The following is an 18,741-nucleotide window of genomic DNA, read 5'->3' on the forward strand; positions in this document are numbered from 1 at the left end:
CCGTGCCGTGCCGGGCCGGGCCGTGCCGTGCCGTGCCGTCCGTGCCGGGCCGTCCGGGCCGTGCGCCGGGCAGCAGTCCGGGCCGAGCGCCGGGCAGTCCGGGCCGGCCGAGCGCCGGGCAGTCCGCGTTCGGGCGGTCTGCCTCTATCGGGCGGGTGCGGACCGGGGCGGTGTTAGTCGAGGGCCGAGTCGGCGTGTAGCCGGACGGCCGGCGGCCCGGCGGGCTCGCCATCCGGTTCGTGGCTCGGCTCGGCGGGTTCGGCGGGCACGCCCCCGGGCTCGGCGGCCTGCCTCGGTTTGCGTTCGGTCGAGATGACCAGCGCGACGCCGACCAGGATGATCGCACCGCCCACCAGGATCTGCGTGGTGACGGGCTCGCCGAGCACGAGCGCGCCCAGGCCGACCGCCACCGCGGGGTTGACGTAGGCGTACGTGGCCACGAGCGAGATGGGCGCGTTGCCGAGCAGCCACGAGAACGCCGTGAACCCGACCAGCGACCCCAGCAGGATCAGGTAGGCGAGCGCGAGCCAGGACCTGCCGGTGACCGCCGACGGGTCCAGCCGCTCACCCAGCCCGCTGCCGAGCAGCAGCAGGCCGAGGCCCCCCACGAACATCTCGACCGTGCTCGCCGCGAACGCGTTGGCGGGCATCGCGATGCGGGCCGACAGGAACGACCCGATGGCCCACGACACCGAGGCGAGCAGCACGACCACGATCCCGACCGTGCCGGCGTCCTCGCCGCCGGTCAGCGACAGCATCGCCACGCCGCCGAGCCCGACGAGCACACCAGCCAGCGTGAGCACCTTCGGCCGGTCGCGCACCACGAACCTGAAGACCACGAGCCACAGCGGCACCGAGGCCACGAGCAGCGCAGCCAGCCCGGTGGAGACGTACTGCTCGGCCACGGCCAGCATCCCGTTGCCCAGCGTCAGCAGCAGCACTCCGACGACGGCGGCGCCGCGGAACTCCCGCCACGTCATCCGCAGCACCGAGAGGCCCGAGCGCATCACGAGGAACCCGGCGAGCAGCGCCGAGGCGATGAGGAAGCGGATGGCCCCGCTGAGCATGGGCGGGATCGACTCGATGGCGATGCCGATCCCGAGGTACGTCGATCCCCACACCACGTAGACGATGCCCAGCGCTCCCCACACCAGGAGCGAAGCACGTCGGTCAGTGGCGTTGTGTCCCATGGGGCATGACAATAGCGGGCACCCCTGACAAATCTCTCCCGGGTATCGCGCCAATGCTTGGCGGAATCTTATCGATAGTGGTCTTTCTCGCCACTGTCGTCCGCCCGGCCGGAACTGCCAGGCTCAACCCTGCCAGCCGCCCACCGACCGGCCCACCGGCCGGTCCGCAGACCGGCCCACAGGGAGAGGAAGACCATGTCCGCAGTAACCGGAGTCCCCGCCGCCGACGCCCTGACCGCCAGGGCGCACTTCGCCGCCCGCCTGTCCTTCGAGACCGACGTCTCCGACGTGGCCACCGACCTGGGCGCCGCCGAACCCGGCATCGTCGTGATCGACTCCCGCAGCCAGGAGAGCTGGGACCAGGGGCACGTCCCCGGCGCCCACCACCTGCCGACGGCCGAGATCGCCGTCCGCGCCCCGGCGACCGTCCCGCGGGACGTCACGGTCGTCGTCTACTGCTGGGGACCCGGCTGCAACGGCGCCACGCGCGCCGCCCTGGAGTTCGCCAAGCTCGGCTACCGGGTCAAGGAGATGCTCGGCGGGTTCGAGTACTGGGCCAGGGAGGGCTTCCCGGTGGAGACCGCCTCGGGGACAGTCCACCACCCGAAGGACCCCCTGACGGCACCGGTCGCGGACATCGCGTGCGCCTGCTGATGCGGCGGAGGAAGAATTGGTGCCCCCGTCCGAATCCCGTCGATCGGGGGCGAGGGAGAACATACCCCCTTCCACAAGGGCCAACCAAGAAGTCCACAGAACTGGGTGCCAAACTTCACGCCAATCCCCTCCTTAGGTCATCATTTCGGACACTCCGCCGCCACGCTCCGTCACGGCGCCCCTTTCGCGGCCCGCAGGACGCCGTGACGAAGTGAAAGCTGCGGCCCGCCGCCCTGGAAGGGGAAGGGGACGGCGGACCTGCACGGGGTGATCAGCGCGGGCCCAGTTTCTCCACGATGAGGCGGTAGAGCTGGCGCGGCCGACCGGGCTGGGGTGTGCGGTTCGGCGGGAGCGGCCACGCGAGTCCCTCGTCAACCAGCGTGCGCAGCAGCCGCCGGGCCGTACGCGGCGTCACTCCGAGCATCTTCCCGGCCCCCTCCGCGTCGACCACCGTGTCACCTCCCTCGAGTTTGGCCGCCAGCCTGGCCAGCACCTCGACGCCCTTGGGCTTGAGCGCGCTGGAGCCCGTGGGCGGCATCCTGGGAGCGGGCACGAGGGTCCGGCCCTCGCGGTCCACGGCGAAGCCCTGGACCTGCTTGCCCGCCTGGGAGCGGGCCAGGGCGGCCCGCGCGTGTGACTCGGCGTCGTGCGTCGTGCGTCCCATGCCCACGCCCACCTCGACCGCCAGCCCCAGCTCGTCGCGGATCCTCGACGCGAACGGCAGCACCCGGAACCCGTCGGTGGCGGCCGCGATCGAGCCCCTGGTCGCGGTGACCAGGTAGCTGTGGTCGTCGATCGGCCACACGGTGGCGTTGATCCGGTTGGCCTCCTGGACCAGCAGCCGGTGCAGCGACAGCCGCAGCTCGTCGCGCCAGTAGCGTGGCGCGGCGCGGCGTACGGGCTCGCGGAGCGTCGGGACCTCCACCAGCACGACGGTGAGTTGCGACTCCTCCAGCCGGTGGTGCGCGCCCAGGAGCGCCGCGGTGTGCAGCGCGGTGCGCACGGCCGCCGAGGTGGGCCTGATCCTGATGACCGGCACCCCGGCCGTCTGGAGCCGTTCGGCGACCGCCGGCAGGCACGTCAGCGCGCCGGTGGTGGCGCCCTGACGGGCCAGCCGCTCGTGGTAGGCCGCGATCGTGCCGGTGGCTCCCGGCTCGTCACGGCTGTGCACGTCAGCGGCGGGAATGCCGAGGTCTGTGTACGCCTCCTCGACGTCGGCCCGCGACACCACGTCGACGCTGACCCGCTGGGGGTCCATGCGCGGATCCAGTGCCGCCTTGGCCAGCGCGGCGACCAGTGCGGCCCCGCCGAGCTGGACGTAGGTCGCCGGCATCGTCAGCACGCCGGAACGCCTGGCCAGGTCGTAGGGGACCGGGCTGGCGAACAGGCACGCGTCCACGCCGGGACCGAGCCGGGTCACCTTGTCGGGCGCCTCCTGCTCGTCGCGGTAAGCGGCCGCCACGAGGCGGCAGGGCAGGGGCGCGGCAGCGTGCCCCATCAGCATCACGCGCTCGACCAGATCGTGGGGTCCGACCACGCCGATGGTGAGGTCCGGTGTCATAGCGCCCGGGCGTGACACTCGGGAAGTTTCTTCGGCCCTCTCGACCAATGTTCGTCCCATCCTGCCGTAAGTTGCAGTGCTCTCTTTTGGAACGATCGCTCGCGGGGGCCATAATGTCACGCCCGACTTTTCCGGAAAGCCGTTCTGGTCGGCCGTCCGAGAAGTCATTTCAGCAGTTCAGATGGGTTTACCTGCCGTTTGTCAGCAGCCGGAAATCTCTCGTGTAATGTCCGCTCCGAGTGCCCGCATTCGTTCGGCGAGATGTGCGTGCCCGCGGTCGATCAGGTATCCCGACTCGATGATGGTCTCGCCCTTCGCGGCCAGTCCGGCGAGCACCAGAGCAATGCCCGATCTCAGGTCGTGGGCGGTCACCTGGGTGCCGGTCAGCGGGGTGGCGCCCCGGACGATCGCCCGGCTGCCGTCGACCTCGACGTGGGCCCCCATCTTGTTCAGCTCGCCGGCCAGGGCGAAGCGGCCGTCGAAGATGCGCTCGTGGATGTAGCTGTGGCCGTCGGCCAGGGCGGCGACCGTCATCATCGGCGACTGCAGGTCGGTGGCGAAGCCGGGATAGGTGTCGGTGATGATGTTGATCGGCCGGAGGGTGCGGTCGCGGCGCACGTGCAGCACCGCGCCCTGCCGGGCGAAGTCGACGCCCATCTGCTCCAGCTTGTAGCGGACGACGCCGAGGTCGAGGCCGGTGCCGACGAGGCTGAGCTCGCCGCCGGTGATCGCCGCGGCCATCGCGAACACGCCCGCGTCGAGCCGGTCGGGCATCACGGTGTGCTCGACGGCGTGCAGCTCGCCGACGCCCTCGACGGTGATGAACCCGGTGCCGCCGCCGCTGATGCGGGCGCCCATCTTGGTGAGCATGTCGATGACGTCGAGCACCTCGGGCTCGAGCGCGGCGTTCTCGATCACGGTGATGCCGTTGGCCAGCGCGGCGGCCATGATCAGGTTCTCGGTGCCGGTGTGGGAGGGGGTGTCGAGGTAGAGGGTCGCGCCGGTCAGGCCGGAGGCCTTGACGTGGATGACGGTCTCGCCCTCGTCGACGACCGCGCCCAGCCGCTTGTAGCCCAGGTAGTGGAAGTCGAGGTTACGGCTGCCGAGGTTGCAGCCGCCGACCCCTTCGACGACCGCCTCGCCCAGCCGGTGGAGCAGCGCGGGGGTGAACAGCACCGAGCCGCGGAAGCGCCTGGCGATCTCGGCGGGCAGCACCGGGCTGTTGAGCCGGGACGCGTCGATGACCAGTGTCCGCTCGGCCTCGTGCAGCTCGACGTACGCGCCCACGGCCTCGGCGAGCTCGACCGCGCGGCGGACGTCTTCGATGATGGGGACATTGCGCAGGACGGTGCGCCCCCTGGCGGCGAGGAGAGCGGCCCCGATCATCGGTAGCACGGCGTTCTTCGCGGGGTTCGCGGTCTGGCTCGACCGGCCCAAGAGTAGCCGCTCACAACAACTGCCCCAGCCGAATCATCCGCTAAAGGAAGCTCCCGTGATGCGTTCGTATGCTTCAAGATAACGCCGCCTGGTCTGCTCGACCACGTTGTCTGGCAGTCGAGGCGGCGGGTTTCCGGAGGATTTATCCCATCCAGATTCGGGAGACGTCAACCAATCCCGGACATACTGCTTATCGAAGGACGATTGTGAACGCCCCGGCTGCCATGCGTCCGCGGGCCAGAATCGTGAGGAGTCGGGCGTAAGGACCTCGTCGCCCAACGTCAGCACCCCATTGGAGTCCCAGCCGAGCTCGATCTTGGTGTCGGCCACGATGATGCCCCGCTCCCGGGCGATCTCGGCGCCACGGGTGTAGACGGCGAGCGTGATGCGGCGGAGCGCCTCGGCCGTCTCGGCGCCGACCTCCTCGACCACCCGCTCGAACGGGATCGGCTCGTCATGTTGACCTATCGGCGCCTTGGTCGACGGGGTGAAGATCGGCTCGGGCAGCCGTGATCCGTCGTCGAGCCCGCCGGGCAGCCGGACGCCGGAGACCGTGCCGTCGCGCCGGTAGTCGGCCAGCCCCGACCCCGCCAGATAGCCGCGCGCCACGCACTCGATCGGCACCATCGTGAGCGGCTTGCACAGCATGCTGCGCGCGTCGGGCCCGGGCGCCGCGATGTGGTTGGGCACCACGTCGGCCAGCTGGTCGAACCACCACAGCGACAGTTGCGTGAGGATGGCCCCCTTGTCGGGGATGTCGGGCTCCAGCACGTGGTCGAAGGCCGAGACACGGTCGGAGGCGACCATCAGCAGCAGGCCGTCATCGGTCTCGTAGAGGTCGCGTACCTTGCCCGAGTGCAGGTGTCTCATCGGGCGATGTCCGTCCGGTGGAAGGAGCCGCGCAGCTCGATCCGCGACACCAGGTCGTAGGCGTGGCGCCGGGCGCTCTCCTGGTCGGGCCCGGTGCCCACGACGTCGAGCACCCGCCCGCCGTCGGAGACCACCTCGCCGTCGGCCCGTCTGGTGCCGGCGTGGATCACGTAGGCGTCGGCGGTCGCGTCGAGCCCCTTGATCACGTCGCCCTTGACCGGGGCGCCGGGATAGCCCTCGGCCGCGATCACCACGGTCACCGCGGAGCCGGCGCGGAAGACGGGCTCGTCGTGCTCGCCCAACGTCCCGGTCGCGCAGGCCAGCAGCAGCCCGCCGAGCGGCGTCTCCAGCCGGTCGAGCAGCACCTGGGCCTCGGGGTCGCCGAAGCGCGCGTTGAACTCGATCACCTTGGGCCCCTTGGCGGTCAGCGCCAGGCCGACGTAGAGGACCCCCTGGTAGGGCAGGCCGCGCCGGGCCAGCTCGCCGATCGTCGGGCGCACGACCTCGCGCATGACCTGCTCGGTCAGCCCCTCGGGCGCCCAGGGCAGCGGGGTGTAGGCGCCCATGCCGCCCGTGTTGGGCCCCTCGCCGCCGTCGTGGGCCCGCTTGAAGTCCTGTGCCGGCTGCAGGGCCACCGCGGCGCGCCCGTCGCACAGCGCGAACAGCGACACCTCGGGCCCGTCGAGGAACTCCTCGATCACCACCCGCCGGCAGGCCCGCGCGTGCTCCAGCGCCGCGTCGCGGTCGTCGGTGACCACCACGCCCTTGCCGGCGGCCAGCCCGTCGTCCTTGACCACGTAGGGGGACCCGAACTCGTCGAGCGCGGCGGCCGCCTCCTCCGGGGTCGTGCACGTCCTGGCCCGCGCGGTCGGCACGTCGGCGGCGGCCATGATCTCCTTGGCGAACGCCTTGGACCCCTCGATCATCGCCGCCTCGGCGGACGGCCCGAAGCACGGGATCCCGGCGGCCCGCACCGCGTCGGCCACTCCCGCCACCAGCGGCGCCTCCGGCCCCACGACCACCAGGTCGGCCCCGAGCCGCGTGGCCAGCCCGGCCACCTGCCCCGGGTCGGTGGGCGTGACGGCGTGCAGGGTCGCGATCTCCTCGATGCCCGGGTTGCCCGGGGCGCAGTGGAGCTCGCCGACCCGCGGGTCGAGCTTGAGTGAACGGCACAGGGCGTGCTCACGCCCGCCGGATCCGATGACTAGAACGCGCACGGGCCCCATTGTCGCAGCTCCCGCCACTCCGCTCCGCATCGGAGGCCCGTCCCCCCACGGCGGTACGGAGGGCATTCCTTGGCGAACTACTAGCTGCTGCGGGTGCCGCTCTGCGGGTATTGTCGGATAGGTTCGCCCGCCTGTGATAACTTAGGGCGGCTTTATGGCGTCTTGCGTGATTGGAGGTGGTCCGGGATGAAACCTGGTGATCCCAGCAGTACGTGCTCGTTCACGTACACCCCATGTGCCTCCGACCACTCCAATCCGGCAGCCTGATCGTGCCTCCACGCATGCGTGTTGATTGAGGTGACTTTCCATCGCGCGTGGAGCGTGCCAGGTCGGGCGGAAAGGGACTGCCATGCGCTCGTCCACGATTTTCCGTCGCATCAACCGTCACCCTGTCCAGCCGCGCGGCCCGCGTCAGCCGACCCGGCCGGCGCCTGAGGTCCACGTGCCCGACTCCATCGTCGAGTACGGCGCCTACATCGAGGGCAAGAGAGTCGGCGCCAAGGGCATCGCCGAGTCGCTCGACCTCGTCCGCAAGCACAACTCCGGGTTCGAGGGCGCCAAGGCCTTCCTCTGGGTGGGGCTGCACGAGCCGGCCGCCCCCGAGGTCGAGTGGCTGGCCGAGGTGTTCGGCCTGCACCCGCTGGCCGTCGAGGACGCGGTCAAGGCGCACCAGCGGCCCAAGGTCGAGCGCTACGGCGACTCCCTGTTCATGGTGCTCAAGACCATCGCCTACCTCGACCACGACGAGCTGACCGCCACCAGTGAGATCATCGCCGCGGGCGAGATCATGGTGTTCCTCGGCGCCGACTTCGTGGTGACCGTGCGCCACGGCGAGCACTGCCCGCTGACCGAGGTGCGCGGGCGGCTGGAGGACCACCCCGAGCTGCTGGGCCGCGGGCCGGCGGGCGTGCTGCACGCCATCGCCGACCACGTCGTCGACCGCTACCTCCAGGTGGCCGACCTCATGCAGATGGAGCTGGAGGAGGTCGAGGCCACCGTCTTCGCCGACGTCAGCTCGCGCGACATCAACCGGATCTACCAGCTCAAGCGGGAGATGCTGGAGATGAAGCGGGCGATCACCCCGCTGCAGAGCCCGCTGGCCGCCCTGCCGCAACGCCGCGTGATCCCGTCGGAGATGCGCGAATACTTCCGCGACGTCGGCGACCACCTCTCCCGCGTGTGCGAGCAGGTCGAGTCGTCCAACGAGCTGTGCAGCTCGATCCTGCAGGCCGCCCTGGCCCGCTCGAACGCCCTGGCCAACGAGGACATGCGCAAGATCTCGTCCTGGGTCGCCATCCTGGCCGTGCCCACGATGATCGCCGGGATCTATGGGATGAACTTCGATTTCATGCCCGAGACCAAACAGGTCTGGGGATATCCGGCCGTGCTGGCCGTCATGATCACGACCTGCGTGCTGCTCCACCGCGGCTTCCGCCGCAACGGCTGGCTGTGAGCCCTAGACGCCGACCGGCCTGAGCGGCCCGACGCGCGGGGGCAGCGCCAGCCCCCGCTCCTGCCACAGCCCGCGCATGCGGTCGGGGTAGTCGGTCACGACCCCGCTCACCCCCAGATCGAGCATCCGCGCCGCGAGCCCGGCGTCGTTGACCGTCCACACGGCCACGTCCAGCCCGGCCGCGGCGGCCTGCTCCATCAGCCGCTCGTCCACCATCGGGTGCTCGGGCGACAGCGTGGTGGCCCGGGCCTCGCGGGCGGCGGCCGGGATGTCGTCGCCGAGGTCGGCGTGCCAGTGGAGCGTGTCGAGCTCGATCAGCGCGAACCGCCGGGTGCCGGGCGCCATCGTGGCCGCGTGGCCGATGATCCGCCAGTCGAAGCTGAGGATCGCCACGTTGTCCAGCCGCCCGTGCCGGTCGAGCTCGTCGACCACCATCTCGGTGAACAGCTCGGGATCCGGAGTCAGCTCCGGCCTGGTCGGGTCGGACTTGAGCTCGACGTGCAGCCGCACGCTCTCGGCCTCGTAGGCGTTGACCAGGCCGAGCACCGCCCCGAGCGTGGGCATCCGGGTCTCCGGCAGCGTCATCTGGGTGAGCGCGAACGGGTCGTCGGGGTGGCGCGGCAGGCGCGCGCCGACGTCCAGCATGCGCAGCTGCGCCAGCGTGAGGGAGTTGATCGGCTTGCCGACGTAGGGGAAGTGCGGATCGTCCTGCCTGGCCGGCCGCGTGTCGGCGCTCGTCACGGCCGAGACCGTGAGGTCGTGCGTGAGCACGAGGCGCCGGTCGGCGGTGAGCGCGACGTCGAGCTCGAGTGCGTCCACTCCGAGCTCCATCGTGCGGCTCAGACCCGGCAAGGTGTTTTCGGGCCAGAGGCCCCTGGCCCCCCGATGACCATGTATCTCAACGCGCACAACGGGGACACTACCCGGCGGACGCCACTATCCCGCACTCCCACGCCGTGCCCTTTTTGTGGGGGTACGCCCTAGAGCTACCGATCGAGCGGTCGCCGAGGCTTCTCGTACGCGGCCAGAGTGCTCGTCGCGGGCCGGGTCGGGCAAATACCGACGCCGCAGGGTAGTGCCCGTTCGCACACCCTTTGCGCCAATATATGCCTCGATAAACGCAATCGTCTGGCCATAAGCTGACCGCCATGAGGCAGGCTCTCACCACGGTCCGCCCGGAGACCGTGCAGGCATGGGTCGAGGGATGGGTGGTCTCACGCCAGGCTCCCGCCCCGGTGCGCGAGCCCTGGGGCCTGAGAGTCGACGTCGGGCTGCCGGACCACCGGGCGCGCCACATCCTCCCGGATCCCGGTCCCGCCGCTCTCCGCCACCTGACGGCCGTGGTGACCACCCCGGGCACCTGGCTCAAGCTCTGCGCCCCCGCCGAGGCCGTCGCCCCCTGGCTCCCCGCGCCGTGGTCCATCGAGGAGCCGGAGTTCATGATGACCGCCGCGCTGGAGCGGGCGCCCTTCGCGGCGCCGCCGGGCTACACGACGGCCATCACCACCCGCGCCGGGGTCACCGTCGCCCGGCTGCTCACCGTGGCCGGCGAGATGGCGGCGCGCGGCCAGGTCGTCATCACCGGCCGCACCGCGGTGGTCGACCAGGTCGAGACCGCCCCGCATCACCGCCGGCGCGGCCTGGGCAGCATCGTCATGACGGCCCTCGCCTCCACCGCCGCCGCCTCGGGCGCCCGCACCGGCATTCTCGTGGCCACTCCGGCGGGCAGGTCCCTCTACGAGAGCCTCGGCTGGACCCTCCACACGCCCGTGACGGCCGCCGTACTGACAGGCTGACCGGGACCGTCACCGGCGAGACGGGGCGTCAGATCAGCGAGCGCAGCACCAGCGTGGCGTCGCGGGCCGGGCCGACGCCGATGGCGGAGACCGGAGCCCCGCTCATCTCCTCCAGCGCCCGCACGTACGCCTGCGCGTTGGGCGGCAGGTCGTCGAAGGTCTTGGCCCCCGTGATGTCCTCCTGCCAGCCAGGGAGCTCCTCGTAGACGGGCTTGGCGTGGTGGAACTCGGTCTGCGTCATCGGGATCTCGTCGTGCCGCACCCCGTCCACCTCGTACGCCACGCAGACCGGGATCCGCTCCAGCCCGGACAGCACGTCCAGCTTGGTGAGGAAGAAGTCGGTCACCCCGTTGATCCGGGTCGCGTAGCGGGCGATGACCGCGTCGAACCAGCCGCAGCGCCGGTTGCGGCCGGTGGTGACGCCGTACTCGCCGCCCGTCTGCCGCAGCCACTCGCCCATCTCGTCCACCAGCTCCGTCGGGAACGGCCCCGAGCCCACTCTGGTGGTGTAGGCCTTGAGGATGCCGATCACCCGGGTGAGCCGCGTCGGCGGGATGCCGGACCCGGCGCAGGCGCCGCCCGAGGTGGGCGAGGAGGAGGTGACGAACGGGTAGGTGCCGTGGTCGATGTCCAGCAGCGTGCCCTGCCCGCCTTCGAGCAGCACGAACTTGCCGTCGTCCAGCGCCTTGTTGAGCACCAGCGAGGTGTCGGCGATGTGCGGCCGCAGCCGTTCCGCGTAACCGAGGTATTCGTCCACGACGGCGTTGGCGTCGATGCCGCGCCGGTTGTAGACCTTGGTGAGCACCTGGTTCTTCTCGGTCAGCGCGACCTCGATCTTCTTGGCCAGGATGCCGGGGTCGAGCAGGTCCTGGACCCGCACCCCCATCCGGTAGATCTTGTCGCCGTAGGCCGGGCCGATGCCGCGGCCGGTCGTGCCGATCTTGGCCTTGCCCAGGTAGCGCTCGGTGACCTTGTCGAGGGCCTTGTGGTGGGGCATGATCAGGTGCGCGTTGGCGGAGATCAGCAGCCGCTCGGCGGAGATGCCCCGCGTGGCCAGCCCGTCGATCTCCTGCAGCAGCACGGCGGGATCGATGACCACGCCGTTGCCGATCACCGGCACGACGTCGGGCGAGAGGATCCCGGTGGGCAGCAGATGCAGGGCGTATTTCTGGTCGCCGATGACCACGGTGTGGCCCGCGTTGTTGCCACCCTGATAGCGGACGACGTAATCGACATCGCCACCGAGCAGGTCGGTGGCCTTGCCTTTGCCCTCATCGCCCCACTGGGCACCCACGAGAACGACAGCCGGCATGGTTCTAGTCTCCCGAACACAAAACGAAACCCCTGGCGCAAGCGCGACAGGGGCTCTTGCGTAGAGAGACTACCCGAGTCGACCCATTCGTCCCAAGCGCTAGTTCTTGGCCAGCGCGTCGTAGGCGGCCTGGTCGCTGTCCTTGAGGAACTGGACGCACCGCTCGGCCTCGTCCTTTTCGCCGATGGCCTGGGCCGCCCTGGCCAGGGCGTAGAGGCAACGCAGGAAACCCCGGTTGGGTTCGTGCTCCCAGGGGATGGGGCCGTGCCCTTTCCAGCCGCTGCGGCGCAGGTGGTCGAGCCCGCGGTGATAACCGGTGCGGGCGAAGGCGTAGGAGGTGACGGCGTGACCCTGCGCGAAGTATTCCTCCGCGAGTGTCGCCCAGGCCGCCGGGTAGGCGGGGAAACGAGCCGCGATGTCGGCGGCCTTGACACCGGACTCGAGCGCCTCCCTGGCCTCGGGCAGGTCCGGCAGGTAGGTCGGGGGAGGCCCGGCGAGAAGGTTATCCATAGGACAAGTCATACCCGCCGGGCCCCGAGCGTGGCTAGGAGATCTTCGTCCCACTGCTCCTGAGGTTCTCGCACGCCTCGACGACGCGGGCGGCCATGCCGGCCTCGGCCGTCTTGCCGTAGGAGCGGGGGTCGTAGACCTTCTTGTTGCCGACGTCGCCGTCGACCTTGAGCACCCCGTCGTAGTTGCGGAACATGTGGTCGGCGATCGGCCTGGTGAAGGCGTACTGGGTGTCGGTGTCGATGTTCATCTTGACGACTCCGTAGGAGATCGCCTCGCGGATCTCCTCCAGCGTCGACCCGGAACCGCCGTGGAAGACCAGGTCGAACGGCTTGTCCTTGCCGTACTTGGCGCCGACCGCCTCCTGGATCTCCTTCAGCACGCCCGGCCGCAGCTTGACGTGGCCGGGCTTGTAGACGCCGTGCACGTTGCCGAACGTCGCGGCCAGCATGTAGCGACCCTTCTCGCCGAGGCCGACCGCCTCCGCGGTGGCCAGCGCGTCACCCGGCGTCGTGTAGAGCTTCTCGTTGATCTCGCCGACGACGCCGTCCTCCTCGCCGCCCACGACGCCGATCTCCATCTCCATGATGATCCTGGCGCGGGCGCACTTCTCGATGAGCTCCGCGGCGATCTCGAGGTTCTCCTCCAGAGGTACGGCGGAGCCGTCCCACATGTGCGACTGGAAGAGCGGGTCGAGGCCCTTCGACACGCGCTCCAGCGAGATGTCGATCAGCGGCCGCATGAACCCGTCGAGCTTGTTCTTGGGGCAGTGGTCGGTGTGCAACGCGATCGTCACCGGATACTTGGCGGCCACCACCCTGGCGTACTCGGCCAGCGCCGTCGCGCCGGTCACCATGTCCTTGACCGTGGTGCCCGACAGGAACTCGGCCCCGCCGGTGGACACCTGGACGATGCCGTCGCTCTCGGCTTCGGCGAAGCCGCGCAGCGCGGCGTTGAGCGTCTGTGAGGAGGTCACGTTGATCGCCGGATAGGCGAATCCGCCGGCCTTGGCCCTGTCGAGCATCTCGGCGTAGACCTCTGGAGTAGCTATCGGCATGACTCATCTCCCTGAAGAGTGCGGGCTTCGCACAGCCCAGTATCTCGGCTCCGCTACCCGAGGTGGTAGCGATGACGCGCCTGCTCCCGGTCGTCGGATGCGCCGTCGCGGGCTCCACACTCCCACCGAGCCCTTCTCGGCCGGGTAGGCTCAGCCTGTGGACTCGCTCTTGAATCTTCTCGACCCGACGTGGTGGCTCACCATACTCGGCGCGTTCGCGACCATAGGCGTGCTGGCCATCATCTTCGCCGAGACGGGTCTGCTGCTCGGCTTCTTCCTGCCTGGCGACTCACTGCTGGTGGCCGCGGGGATCTTCAGTTCCGCATCGGTGGCCCACGGGATGAAGCTCGAGCCGCTCTCGCTCCCCGTGCTGCTGATCGGCACTCCTCTCTGCGCGATCGCGGGCGCCCAGCTCGGCCACTGGCTCGGCGCCAGGTTCGGCCGCAGGCTCTTCGACAAGCCCGACTCGCGGCTGTTCAAGAAGGAGCACGTCGTCCGGGCGGAGGTGTTCTTCGAGAAGTTCGGGCCGGCCAAGGCCGTGGTGCTGGCCAGGTTCGTGCCGATCGTCCGCACCTTCATGAACCCCGTCGCGGGGGTGCTGGAGATGTCGCCGAGGCGGTTCTTCATCTGGAACGTCGTCGGCGCCGTGGTGTGGGTCGAGAGCCTGGTCCTGCTCGGCCACTTCCTCGGCAGCAGGGTCGATCCCAAGCAGATCGACAAATACATCCTGCCGGGCGTCTTCCTCATCGTGCTGATCTCGCTGATCCCCATCATCGTCGAGGTCATCAAGGGCCGCCGGGTCACCAAGACCGTGCCCGTCCCCACCGGCAAGCATCACCGGGTCCGTTCGACCACTGACCGCCCGTAACCGAAACCGCGACTCACCAGCGGTACTCTCCCTGTGTGGGACGCCACAGGTCAGATCCGATGGGCATCGCCCGCCTCGCGCTCGCCGTCCTGGCGGTCGTCGGCGTGGTCGCGCTCCTGGTCCTCGGCGCTCGTGCGCTGATCACCTCGTTCGACACCCCCCAGGAGCCGTCCGAGTTCCAGCGAGCCACCGCGGAGGCTTCGGCGAGCGTGCCGGTGCCGACCGTCCACATCGCGTGCGTGGCCGACACCTGCCCGCTCGTCACGGTCCGTGTGCCGGGCGGCGACGTGCTGCAATACCGCGATATGACGAGGGGCGAAGAGGTCAGCTACTTCGAGCCCGAGCTGGACGTGGTGCTCACCGACGCCTCGTCGGTCCGCGTCACCGCCAACGGCGAGCCTCGCGCCCCGGGCGAGCCCGGCAAGCGGGAGGCCTTCACAGTCCGAGGTCGGTGAGCGTGAAGGCGGTGCGGTAGGTCAGCCCCTCCTCGGCGAGCCGCGGGGCCGCGCCGCGCTCGACGATGGTGGCGACGCCCACCACCTCGGCGCCCGCCTCGCGCAGCGCCTCGACTGCGGTCATCACCGATCCGCCGGTCGTCGAGGTGTCCTCGACCGCGAGCACCCGGCGGCCCCGCACGTCGGGCCCCTCGACCCGGCGCTGCAGGCCGTGCTGCTTCTGCGCCTTGCGCACCACGAAGGCGTCGAGCGTGCGCCCGCGGGCCGCGGCGGCGTGCAGCATCGCGGCGGCCACCGGGTCGGCGCCCAGCGTCAGACCGCCCACGGCGTCGTAGTCGAGGTCGGCCGTCATGTCCAGCATCACCCTGCCGACCAGGGGGGCGGCCACGCCGTCGAGCGTGATCCGGCGCAGGTCGAGGTAGAAGTCGGCCTCCTGCCCGGAGGAGAGCACCACCTTGCCGTGGACGACGGCCTTCTTGTTGATCTCGGCCAGGAGGTTGTCGCGATCCGTCATGCCTCCAAGCCTATGGGGCCTGATCAGGTGGGACACGCGCCGCCCGGAGGTAAAGGCCGGTCATCGGTTTAGCCGGGGTGGTGGGTGCGGAATGATTGCGCACGGCAACTCTACGTAATGAAGAGGTAACCATGAGTGTGCAGTCAGTGCGAAGCGACGCGGATCTGCTCCATGCGGTCAGAGACGGCGACGCCGCCGCCTACGGGGAGCTCTACCAGCGCCACGTCGTCGCCGCCCGCTCGCTCGCCCGCCAGCTCGTCAGGGGCGAGGCGGAGGTCGAAGACGTGGTGGCCGAGTCGTTCACCAAGATCCTCGACCTGGTGGGCCGCGGGGGCGGGCCGACGGCGGGTTTCCGCACCTATCTGCTCACGGTGGTGCGGCGCACGGTCTACGACCGGATCCGGATCGAGCGCCGCCAGGTGACGACGGGTGAGATCGAGAGCTTCGACCCCGGCGTCCCCTTCGTCGATCCGGCGGTCGCCGGGCTCGAGAGATCGCTGATCGCCAGGGCGTTCCAGTCACTGCCGGAGCGGTGGCGGGCGGTGCTCTGGCACACCGAGGTGGAGAGCGCCAAGGCCGCCGAGGTGGCGCCGCTGCTCGGCCTGTCGGCCAACGGCGTCGCGGCGCTCGCCTACCGGGCCCGCGAGGGGCTGCGCCAGGCCTACCTCCAGATGCATCTGGCCGTCCCGCCGCGCCCGGTCTGCCGGCCGGTGCTCGGCAAGATGGGCGCCCACGTCAGGGGCGGGCTGGCCAGGCGCGACTCCAGGGCCGTGGCCGAGCACGTGAGCCGCTGCCCCGACTGCCACGCGGTGATGACGGAGCTGGCGGACGTCGACCAGGGGTTGCGCACGGCCGTCGGACCGTTGATGCTCGGCCCGGCCTTCGCCGGTTATGTCGCGGCCATGGCCGGTGCCACTACCGGCACGCCGGGCCGGATCCGGTGGCCGCCCGCGCGCCGGCCCGTGGCGCTGGCGAGCGGCGCGGCCCTGGCCGTCGCCGCGGCCGCCGCCTTACTGCTGGTCGCCGGCGAGGAGGTGACGAAACCGCTCGCGCAGCCCATGGCCGCCCTCCAGCCGCCGCCCATCCCCCGGGTCGCCGACCTCTCTGAGCCGGCCGGGTCCACACCGGTGCCGCCCCCGTCGGCCTCGGAGACGGCGAGGCCCGGCCGGGCGCGTCTGCGCGGGACGATCGACCCGCTCGGCGCGCTGGTTCGCGCCCAGCCCGGCATCGTGGGCGTACGCCTGCGCAACACGGGCAAGGGGCCGAGCCAGGCGGTCGAGGCGGCGGTCGAGCTGCCCTCGGGCGTCACGCCGCTCCCACCGGGCAGGCGCGGCGGCCGGGCCGGTCTGCTCGAACCCGTGGGCGCGGCCGACGGCTGGAAGTGCCGCCCGGCCGGAGGGGGCGCGCGGTGCGCCAGGGGTCCGCTCGCGGCCGGCCAGGCCACCGCCGTGTTCCTGCGCGTCCAGGTCGCCGCCACCGCCCCGAGCGGCGCCGGCCCTTCCCTGCAGGTGCAGGCCGGTGCGTTGCGCCTCAGCGCGCGGAGCGCGTCGGGCGTGCGGTCCACCGGGGCGCCCGCCAGATTCGCCGCCGACGGCGAGGTGGTGGTCAGGGCGGTCGGCAACTCGTTGCTGACCTGCCCCGCCGACCACTACGGCTGCGCGGAGGCCAGGATCCGGCGCGGCGAAACGCGCGACAACGACCTGTGGCCGATGGTCGCGCTCGACCGCGACGGGCTGGCCTCCACCGCGGCCTCCAGCGCGGCCGCGCTGCGACTGCCCAGGGCCGGGCGGGTCGTGTGGGCGGGGCTCTACTGGTCGGCGAGCGCCGCGGCCGCCGGGCCGATCAAGATCAAGCCGCCGGGGCGCAGGGGCTACGTCCCGATCCGGCCCGACGAGGTGCTGGCCAGGGAGTTGCCTTCGGGGCCCGCCTACCAGGCGTTCGCCGACGTCACCGGGCTCGTCGGCAGTGCCGCGAAGGAGGGGGAGTGGTGGGCGGCCGACGCTCCGATGCAGCCGGGGGTCGCGCGCTACGCGGGGTGGAGCCTGGTGGTCGTCATGGCGGACCCGGCTCAGCCGTACGGCCGGGCTGTGGTGCTCGATCCGGCCACGGTGGCCGGCGGCGACGAGCCGCCGGTGCGGATGCCGCTCGACGGGCTGGGCCCACCGGGGGCTCCCGCGCGGATCGAGCTGGTGACCTGGGAGGGTGACGCCGGGCTCAGCGGCGAGGTCGTCTCGGTGGGGTCGGGGCCGCTCGTTCCCGCCGGGGGTGACCGTGATCCGGCCAACGTCTTCGACGGCTCGGCCAACGGCGCGCGGGGCATGGCGTTCGGTGTCGACGTCGACTCCTTCGGCGCCCGGTTGGGCCGTGACCCCGCGCTGATGATCTCCACGAAGAAGGACGCGACCCTGCTGGGCGTCGCCGCCATAAGCGTTCGTGCGGACCAGTGACTTTAAACAGGACAAACTGGTACGGTCCACGTGATTCGGCGGGCGCACTGTCAATCGTCGGGATTAACCCTCGCGCGATCACCCCCTTTCATTACCCTGAGAGAGGGCCGCCGAGTCCGGCTCTGACGGTGCAGAGCCAGTGAGGTCGGACCCATCAGGAAAGGGGCGGTGTCAGTGGATCGCTGCGCGCTGTTCGTGGACGCCGGCTATCTGCTGGCTGACGGCGCGATGGCCGTGCATGGGACCCGTCATCGCGAGGCCGTCGCCTGGGACTATCCAGGGCTGCTGCAGTTGATGACCAACCTGTCACGCGAGCGCACCGGTCTGCCGCTGCTGCGGTGCTACTGGTACGAAGCGACGGTCGAAGCCCGCCGCACTCCCGAGCACGACGCGCTCGCCGACATCCCCGGCCTCAAGCTGCGGCTCTCCCGCATCCGGCCCGGCCGCCGCGAGGGCGTCGACGCCCAGGTCCACCGCGACCTGATGACCCTGGCCCGCAACAACGCCATCTGCGACGCGGTCGTGGTCAGCGGCGACGAAGACCTCGCCCAGGTCGTCTGCGACGCGCAGGACCTCGGCATCCGGGTGACCGTCGTGCACGTCGCCGCCGAGGGCGGCTGGGCGGTCTCGCGCACGCTCCGGCAGGAGGGCGACGACCTCATCGAGCTGGGCGGCGGCCACCTGCGCCCCTACGTCAACCTGGTCACCGGCATCACCGAGGTGTCCAACGGCCACCACCAGCCGCTCAGCAACGGCCATGCCGCCCACTCGCTGCCGCCGGCCCCGCCCGTGTCCCGGGCGAGCAGCGGCAGCCACGCCCTGCCGCCTTCGGAGGGCTCCGCCACGCAGAGCCGGCCCTCGTCCAACGGCTCGTCGCCCGACCGTGGCCAGGCGGCGCCGCCGCCCGCGTTGCCCACCTACACCAGCTACCAGATGGACATCCCGCAGTCGCAACCTCCGCCGTCTCCCGCGACCGGGCCCATCCCGCAGCAGCAGCCACAGGCGCAGTCGCAGTCACCGACCACCGGGCAGTTCGCCTCACCGCAGTCCGGCGGCACCTACCAGCCGTCGCAGCTCAGCTCCTACACCGGCCCGCAGGCCGCACCCGTCTCTCCGCCGTCCGCCGCCACGGCCGGGGCCACCACGCTGGCCGACGCGGTCAAGGCCGCCCACCGGGAGGGACACGACTTCGGCGAGTCGGTCGCCCGTGACGCCCCCGCCCTCTGGCTGGAGGCCGTGCTCGCCCGCAAGCCCCGCATGCCGTCAGATCTGGAGGCCCGGCTGCTGCAGGGCTCCTCGCTGCCGATCGACTTCCTGCTGCACGACGAGGTCCGCCACGCACTGCGCCGCGGCTTCTGGGACGCCCTCGAACGCGCCCGCCACTAGAGGCG

At 71.0% G+C, this 18,741-nt stretch carries 17 protein-coding genes; 7 read left to right on the forward strand and 10 right to left on the reverse strand.

Features of this window, described 5'->3' with window-relative positions; all coding sequences use genetic code 11:
- Positions 1 to 173: 173 nt before the first annotated feature.
- Positions 174 to 1,190 (reverse strand): EamA family transporter, encoded by a 1,017-nt coding sequence (locus tag AB0C16_RS27975; protein WP_357686944.1) that lies wholly within the window; start codon positions 1,188 to 1,190, stop codon positions 174 to 176.
- A gap of 195 nt (positions 1,191 to 1,385) precedes the next feature.
- On the opposite strand from AB0C16_RS27975, the gene AB0C16_RS27980 reads away from it, so the two are divergent.
- Positions 1,386 to 1,844, forward strand: coding sequence for a rhodanese-like domain-containing protein (locus AB0C16_RS27980; RefSeq protein ID WP_357686945.1), 459 nt, complete (start codon positions 1,386 to 1,388; stop codon positions 1,842 to 1,844).
- Positions 1,845 to 2,115: 271 nt separating this feature from the next.
- Here the strand turns inward: AB0C16_RS27980 and AB0C16_RS27985 are convergent, their stop codons facing one another.
- The 4 genes from AB0C16_RS27985 to purD all read right to left on the reverse strand — a co-directional run bounded on the left by AB0C16_RS27985 (position 2,116) and on the right by purD (position 6,929).
- A complete protein-coding gene (locus AB0C16_RS27985; RefSeq protein WP_357686946.1) occupies positions 2,116 to 3,405 on the reverse strand; it encodes a transcriptional regulator in 1,290 nt (429 codons plus the stop codon).
- A gap of 201 nt (positions 3,406 to 3,606) precedes the next feature.
- Positions 3,607 to 4,842: a UDP-N-acetylglucosamine 1-carboxyvinyltransferase gene (gene murA / locus AB0C16_RS27990; RefSeq protein ID WP_357686947.1), complete on the reverse strand. Its 1,236-nt coding sequence runs from the start codon at positions 4,840 to 4,842 to the stop codon at positions 3,607 to 3,609.
- A 33-nt stretch (positions 4,843 to 4,875) separates the two neighbouring features.
- Entirely contained in the window at positions 4,876 to 5,712 is an 837-nt protein-coding gene (locus AB0C16_RS27995) for a phosphoribosylaminoimidazolesuccinocarboxamide synthase (protein WP_357686948.1), read from the reverse strand.
- A complete protein-coding gene (purD, locus tag AB0C16_RS28000) occupies positions 5,709 to 6,929 on the reverse strand; it encodes a phosphoribosylamine--glycine ligase (RefSeq protein ID WP_357686949.1) in 1,221 nt (406 codons plus the stop codon). The genes AB0C16_RS27995 and purD overlap by 4 nt, the downstream gene beginning before the upstream one ends.
- 451 nt (positions 6,930 to 7,380) lie before the next feature.
- On the opposite strand from purD, the gene corA reads away from it, so the two are divergent.
- Positions 7,381 to 8,391, forward strand: coding sequence for a magnesium/cobalt transporter CorA (gene corA / locus AB0C16_RS28005; RefSeq protein WP_357686950.1), 1,011 nt, complete (start codon positions 7,381 to 7,383; stop codon positions 8,389 to 8,391).
- 3 nt (positions 8,392 to 8,394) lie between these two features.
- Here corA and AB0C16_RS28010 read toward each other — a convergent pair whose 3' ends face one another.
- Positions 8,395 to 9,300, reverse strand: a complete 906-nt coding sequence (locus AB0C16_RS28010) for a glycerophosphodiester phosphodiesterase family protein (RefSeq protein ID WP_357686951.1) — start codon at positions 9,298 to 9,300, stop codon at positions 8,395 to 8,397.
- A 239-nt stretch (positions 9,301 to 9,539) separates the two neighbouring features.
- On the opposite strand from AB0C16_RS28010, the gene AB0C16_RS28015 reads away from it, so the two are divergent.
- On the forward strand, positions 9,540 to 10,187 hold the full coding sequence (locus tag AB0C16_RS28015) for a GNAT family N-acetyltransferase (RefSeq protein WP_357686952.1): 648 nt from the start codon (positions 9,540 to 9,542) through the stop codon (positions 10,185 to 10,187).
- A 28-nt stretch (positions 10,188 to 10,215) separates the two neighbouring features.
- On the opposite strand, the gene AB0C16_RS28020 is transcribed toward AB0C16_RS28015, so the two are convergent.
- The 3 genes from AB0C16_RS28020 to fbaA all read right to left on the reverse strand — a co-directional run bounded on the left by AB0C16_RS28020 (position 10,216) and on the right by fbaA (position 13,066).
- Positions 10,216 to 11,499: an adenylosuccinate synthase gene (locus tag AB0C16_RS28020; RefSeq protein ID WP_357686953.1), complete on the reverse strand. Its 1,284-nt coding sequence runs from the start codon at positions 11,497 to 11,499 to the stop codon at positions 10,216 to 10,218.
- A 99-nt stretch (positions 11,500 to 11,598) separates the two neighbouring features.
- Positions 11,599 to 12,009 (reverse strand): DUF3151 domain-containing protein, encoded by a 411-nt coding sequence (locus tag AB0C16_RS28025; protein WP_357686954.1) that lies wholly within the window; start codon positions 12,007 to 12,009, stop codon positions 11,599 to 11,601.
- 34 nt (positions 12,010 to 12,043) lie between these two features.
- Entirely contained in the window at positions 12,044 to 13,066 is a 1,023-nt protein-coding gene (gene fbaA, locus AB0C16_RS28030) for a class II fructose-bisphosphate aldolase (protein WP_357686955.1), read from the reverse strand.
- Between the two features lie 157 nt (positions 13,067 to 13,223).
- Between fbaA and AB0C16_RS28035 the strand changes: the two genes are divergently transcribed.
- Entirely contained in the window at positions 13,224 to 13,934 is a 711-nt protein-coding gene (locus AB0C16_RS28035) for a DedA family protein (protein WP_357686956.1), read from the forward strand.
- 59 nt (positions 13,935 to 13,993) lie between these two features.
- Positions 13,994 to 14,389 carry a hypothetical protein gene (locus tag AB0C16_RS28040; RefSeq protein ID WP_357686957.1) on the forward strand — a complete coding sequence of 132 codons (396 nt, stop codon included), beginning with the start codon at positions 13,994 to 13,996 and terminating at the stop codon, positions 14,387 to 14,389.
- On the opposite strand, the gene pyrE is transcribed toward AB0C16_RS28040, so the two are convergent.
- Positions 14,370 to 14,903: an orotate phosphoribosyltransferase gene (gene pyrE / locus AB0C16_RS28045; protein WP_357686958.1), complete on the reverse strand. Its 534-nt coding sequence runs from the start codon at positions 14,901 to 14,903 to the stop codon at positions 14,370 to 14,372. The genes AB0C16_RS28040 and pyrE overlap by 20 nt on opposite strands.
- A 131-nt stretch (positions 14,904 to 15,034) precedes the next feature.
- Between pyrE and AB0C16_RS28050 the strand changes: the two genes are divergently transcribed.
- Together AB0C16_RS28050 and AB0C16_RS28055 are read left to right on the forward strand one after the other, a co-directional pair.
- Positions 15,035 to 17,350: a sigma-70 family RNA polymerase sigma factor gene (locus AB0C16_RS28050; protein WP_357686959.1), complete on the forward strand. Its 2,316-nt coding sequence runs from the start codon at positions 15,035 to 15,037 to the stop codon at positions 17,348 to 17,350.
- A gap of 174 nt (positions 17,351 to 17,524) precedes the next feature.
- Positions 17,525 to 18,736: an NYN domain-containing protein gene (locus AB0C16_RS28055; protein WP_357687043.1), complete on the forward strand. Its 1,212-nt coding sequence runs from the start codon at positions 17,525 to 17,527 to the stop codon at positions 18,734 to 18,736.
- Positions 18,737 to 18,741: the final 5 nt, after the last annotated feature.

This window comes from Nonomuraea sp. NPDC048916 (assembly GCF_040649575.1).
Lineage (GTDB): Bacteria > Actinomycetota > Actinomycetes > Streptosporangiales > Streptosporangiaceae > Nonomuraea.

Coding starts and splice junctions, on each gene's coding strand:
- AB0C16_RS28050 (WP_357686959.1), top strand. CDS start 15,035: ATGAGTGTGCAGTCAGTGCGAAGCGACGCGGATCTGCTCCATGCGGTC.
- AB0C16_RS28025 (WP_357686954.1), bottom strand. CDS start 12,009: ATGGATAACCTTCTCGCCGGGCCTCCCCCGACCTACCTGCCGGACCTG.
- AB0C16_RS28040 (WP_357686957.1), top strand. CDS start 13,994: ATGGGCATCGCCCGCCTCGCGCTCGCCGTCCTGGCGGTCGTCGGCGTG.
- AB0C16_RS27980 (WP_357686945.1), top strand. CDS start 1,386: ATGTCCGCAGTAACCGGAGTCCCCGCCGCCGACGCCCTGACCGCCAGG.
- AB0C16_RS27975 (WP_357686944.1), bottom strand. CDS start 1,190: ATGGGACACAACGCCACTGACCGACGTGCTTCGCTCCTGGTGTGGGGA.
- AB0C16_RS27985 (WP_357686946.1), bottom strand. CDS start 3,405: ATGACACCGGACCTCACCATCGGCGTGGTCGGACCCCACGATCTGGTC.
- pyrE (WP_357686958.1), bottom strand. CDS start 14,903: ATGACGGATCGCGACAACCTCCTGGCCGAGATCAACAAGAAGGCCGTC.
- AB0C16_RS28015 (WP_357686952.1), top strand. CDS start 9,540: ATGAGGCAGGCTCTCACCACGGTCCGCCCGGAGACCGTGCAGGCATGG.
- fbaA (WP_357686955.1), bottom strand. CDS start 13,066: ATGCCGATAGCTACTCCAGAGGTCTACGCCGAGATGCTCGACAGGGCC.
- AB0C16_RS28020 (WP_357686953.1), bottom strand. CDS start 11,499: ATGCCGGCTGTCGTTCTCGTGGGTGCCCAGTGGGGCGATGAGGGCAAA.
- AB0C16_RS27995 (WP_357686948.1), bottom strand. CDS start 5,712: ATGAGACACCTGCACTCGGGCAAGGTACGCGACCTCTACGAGACCGAT.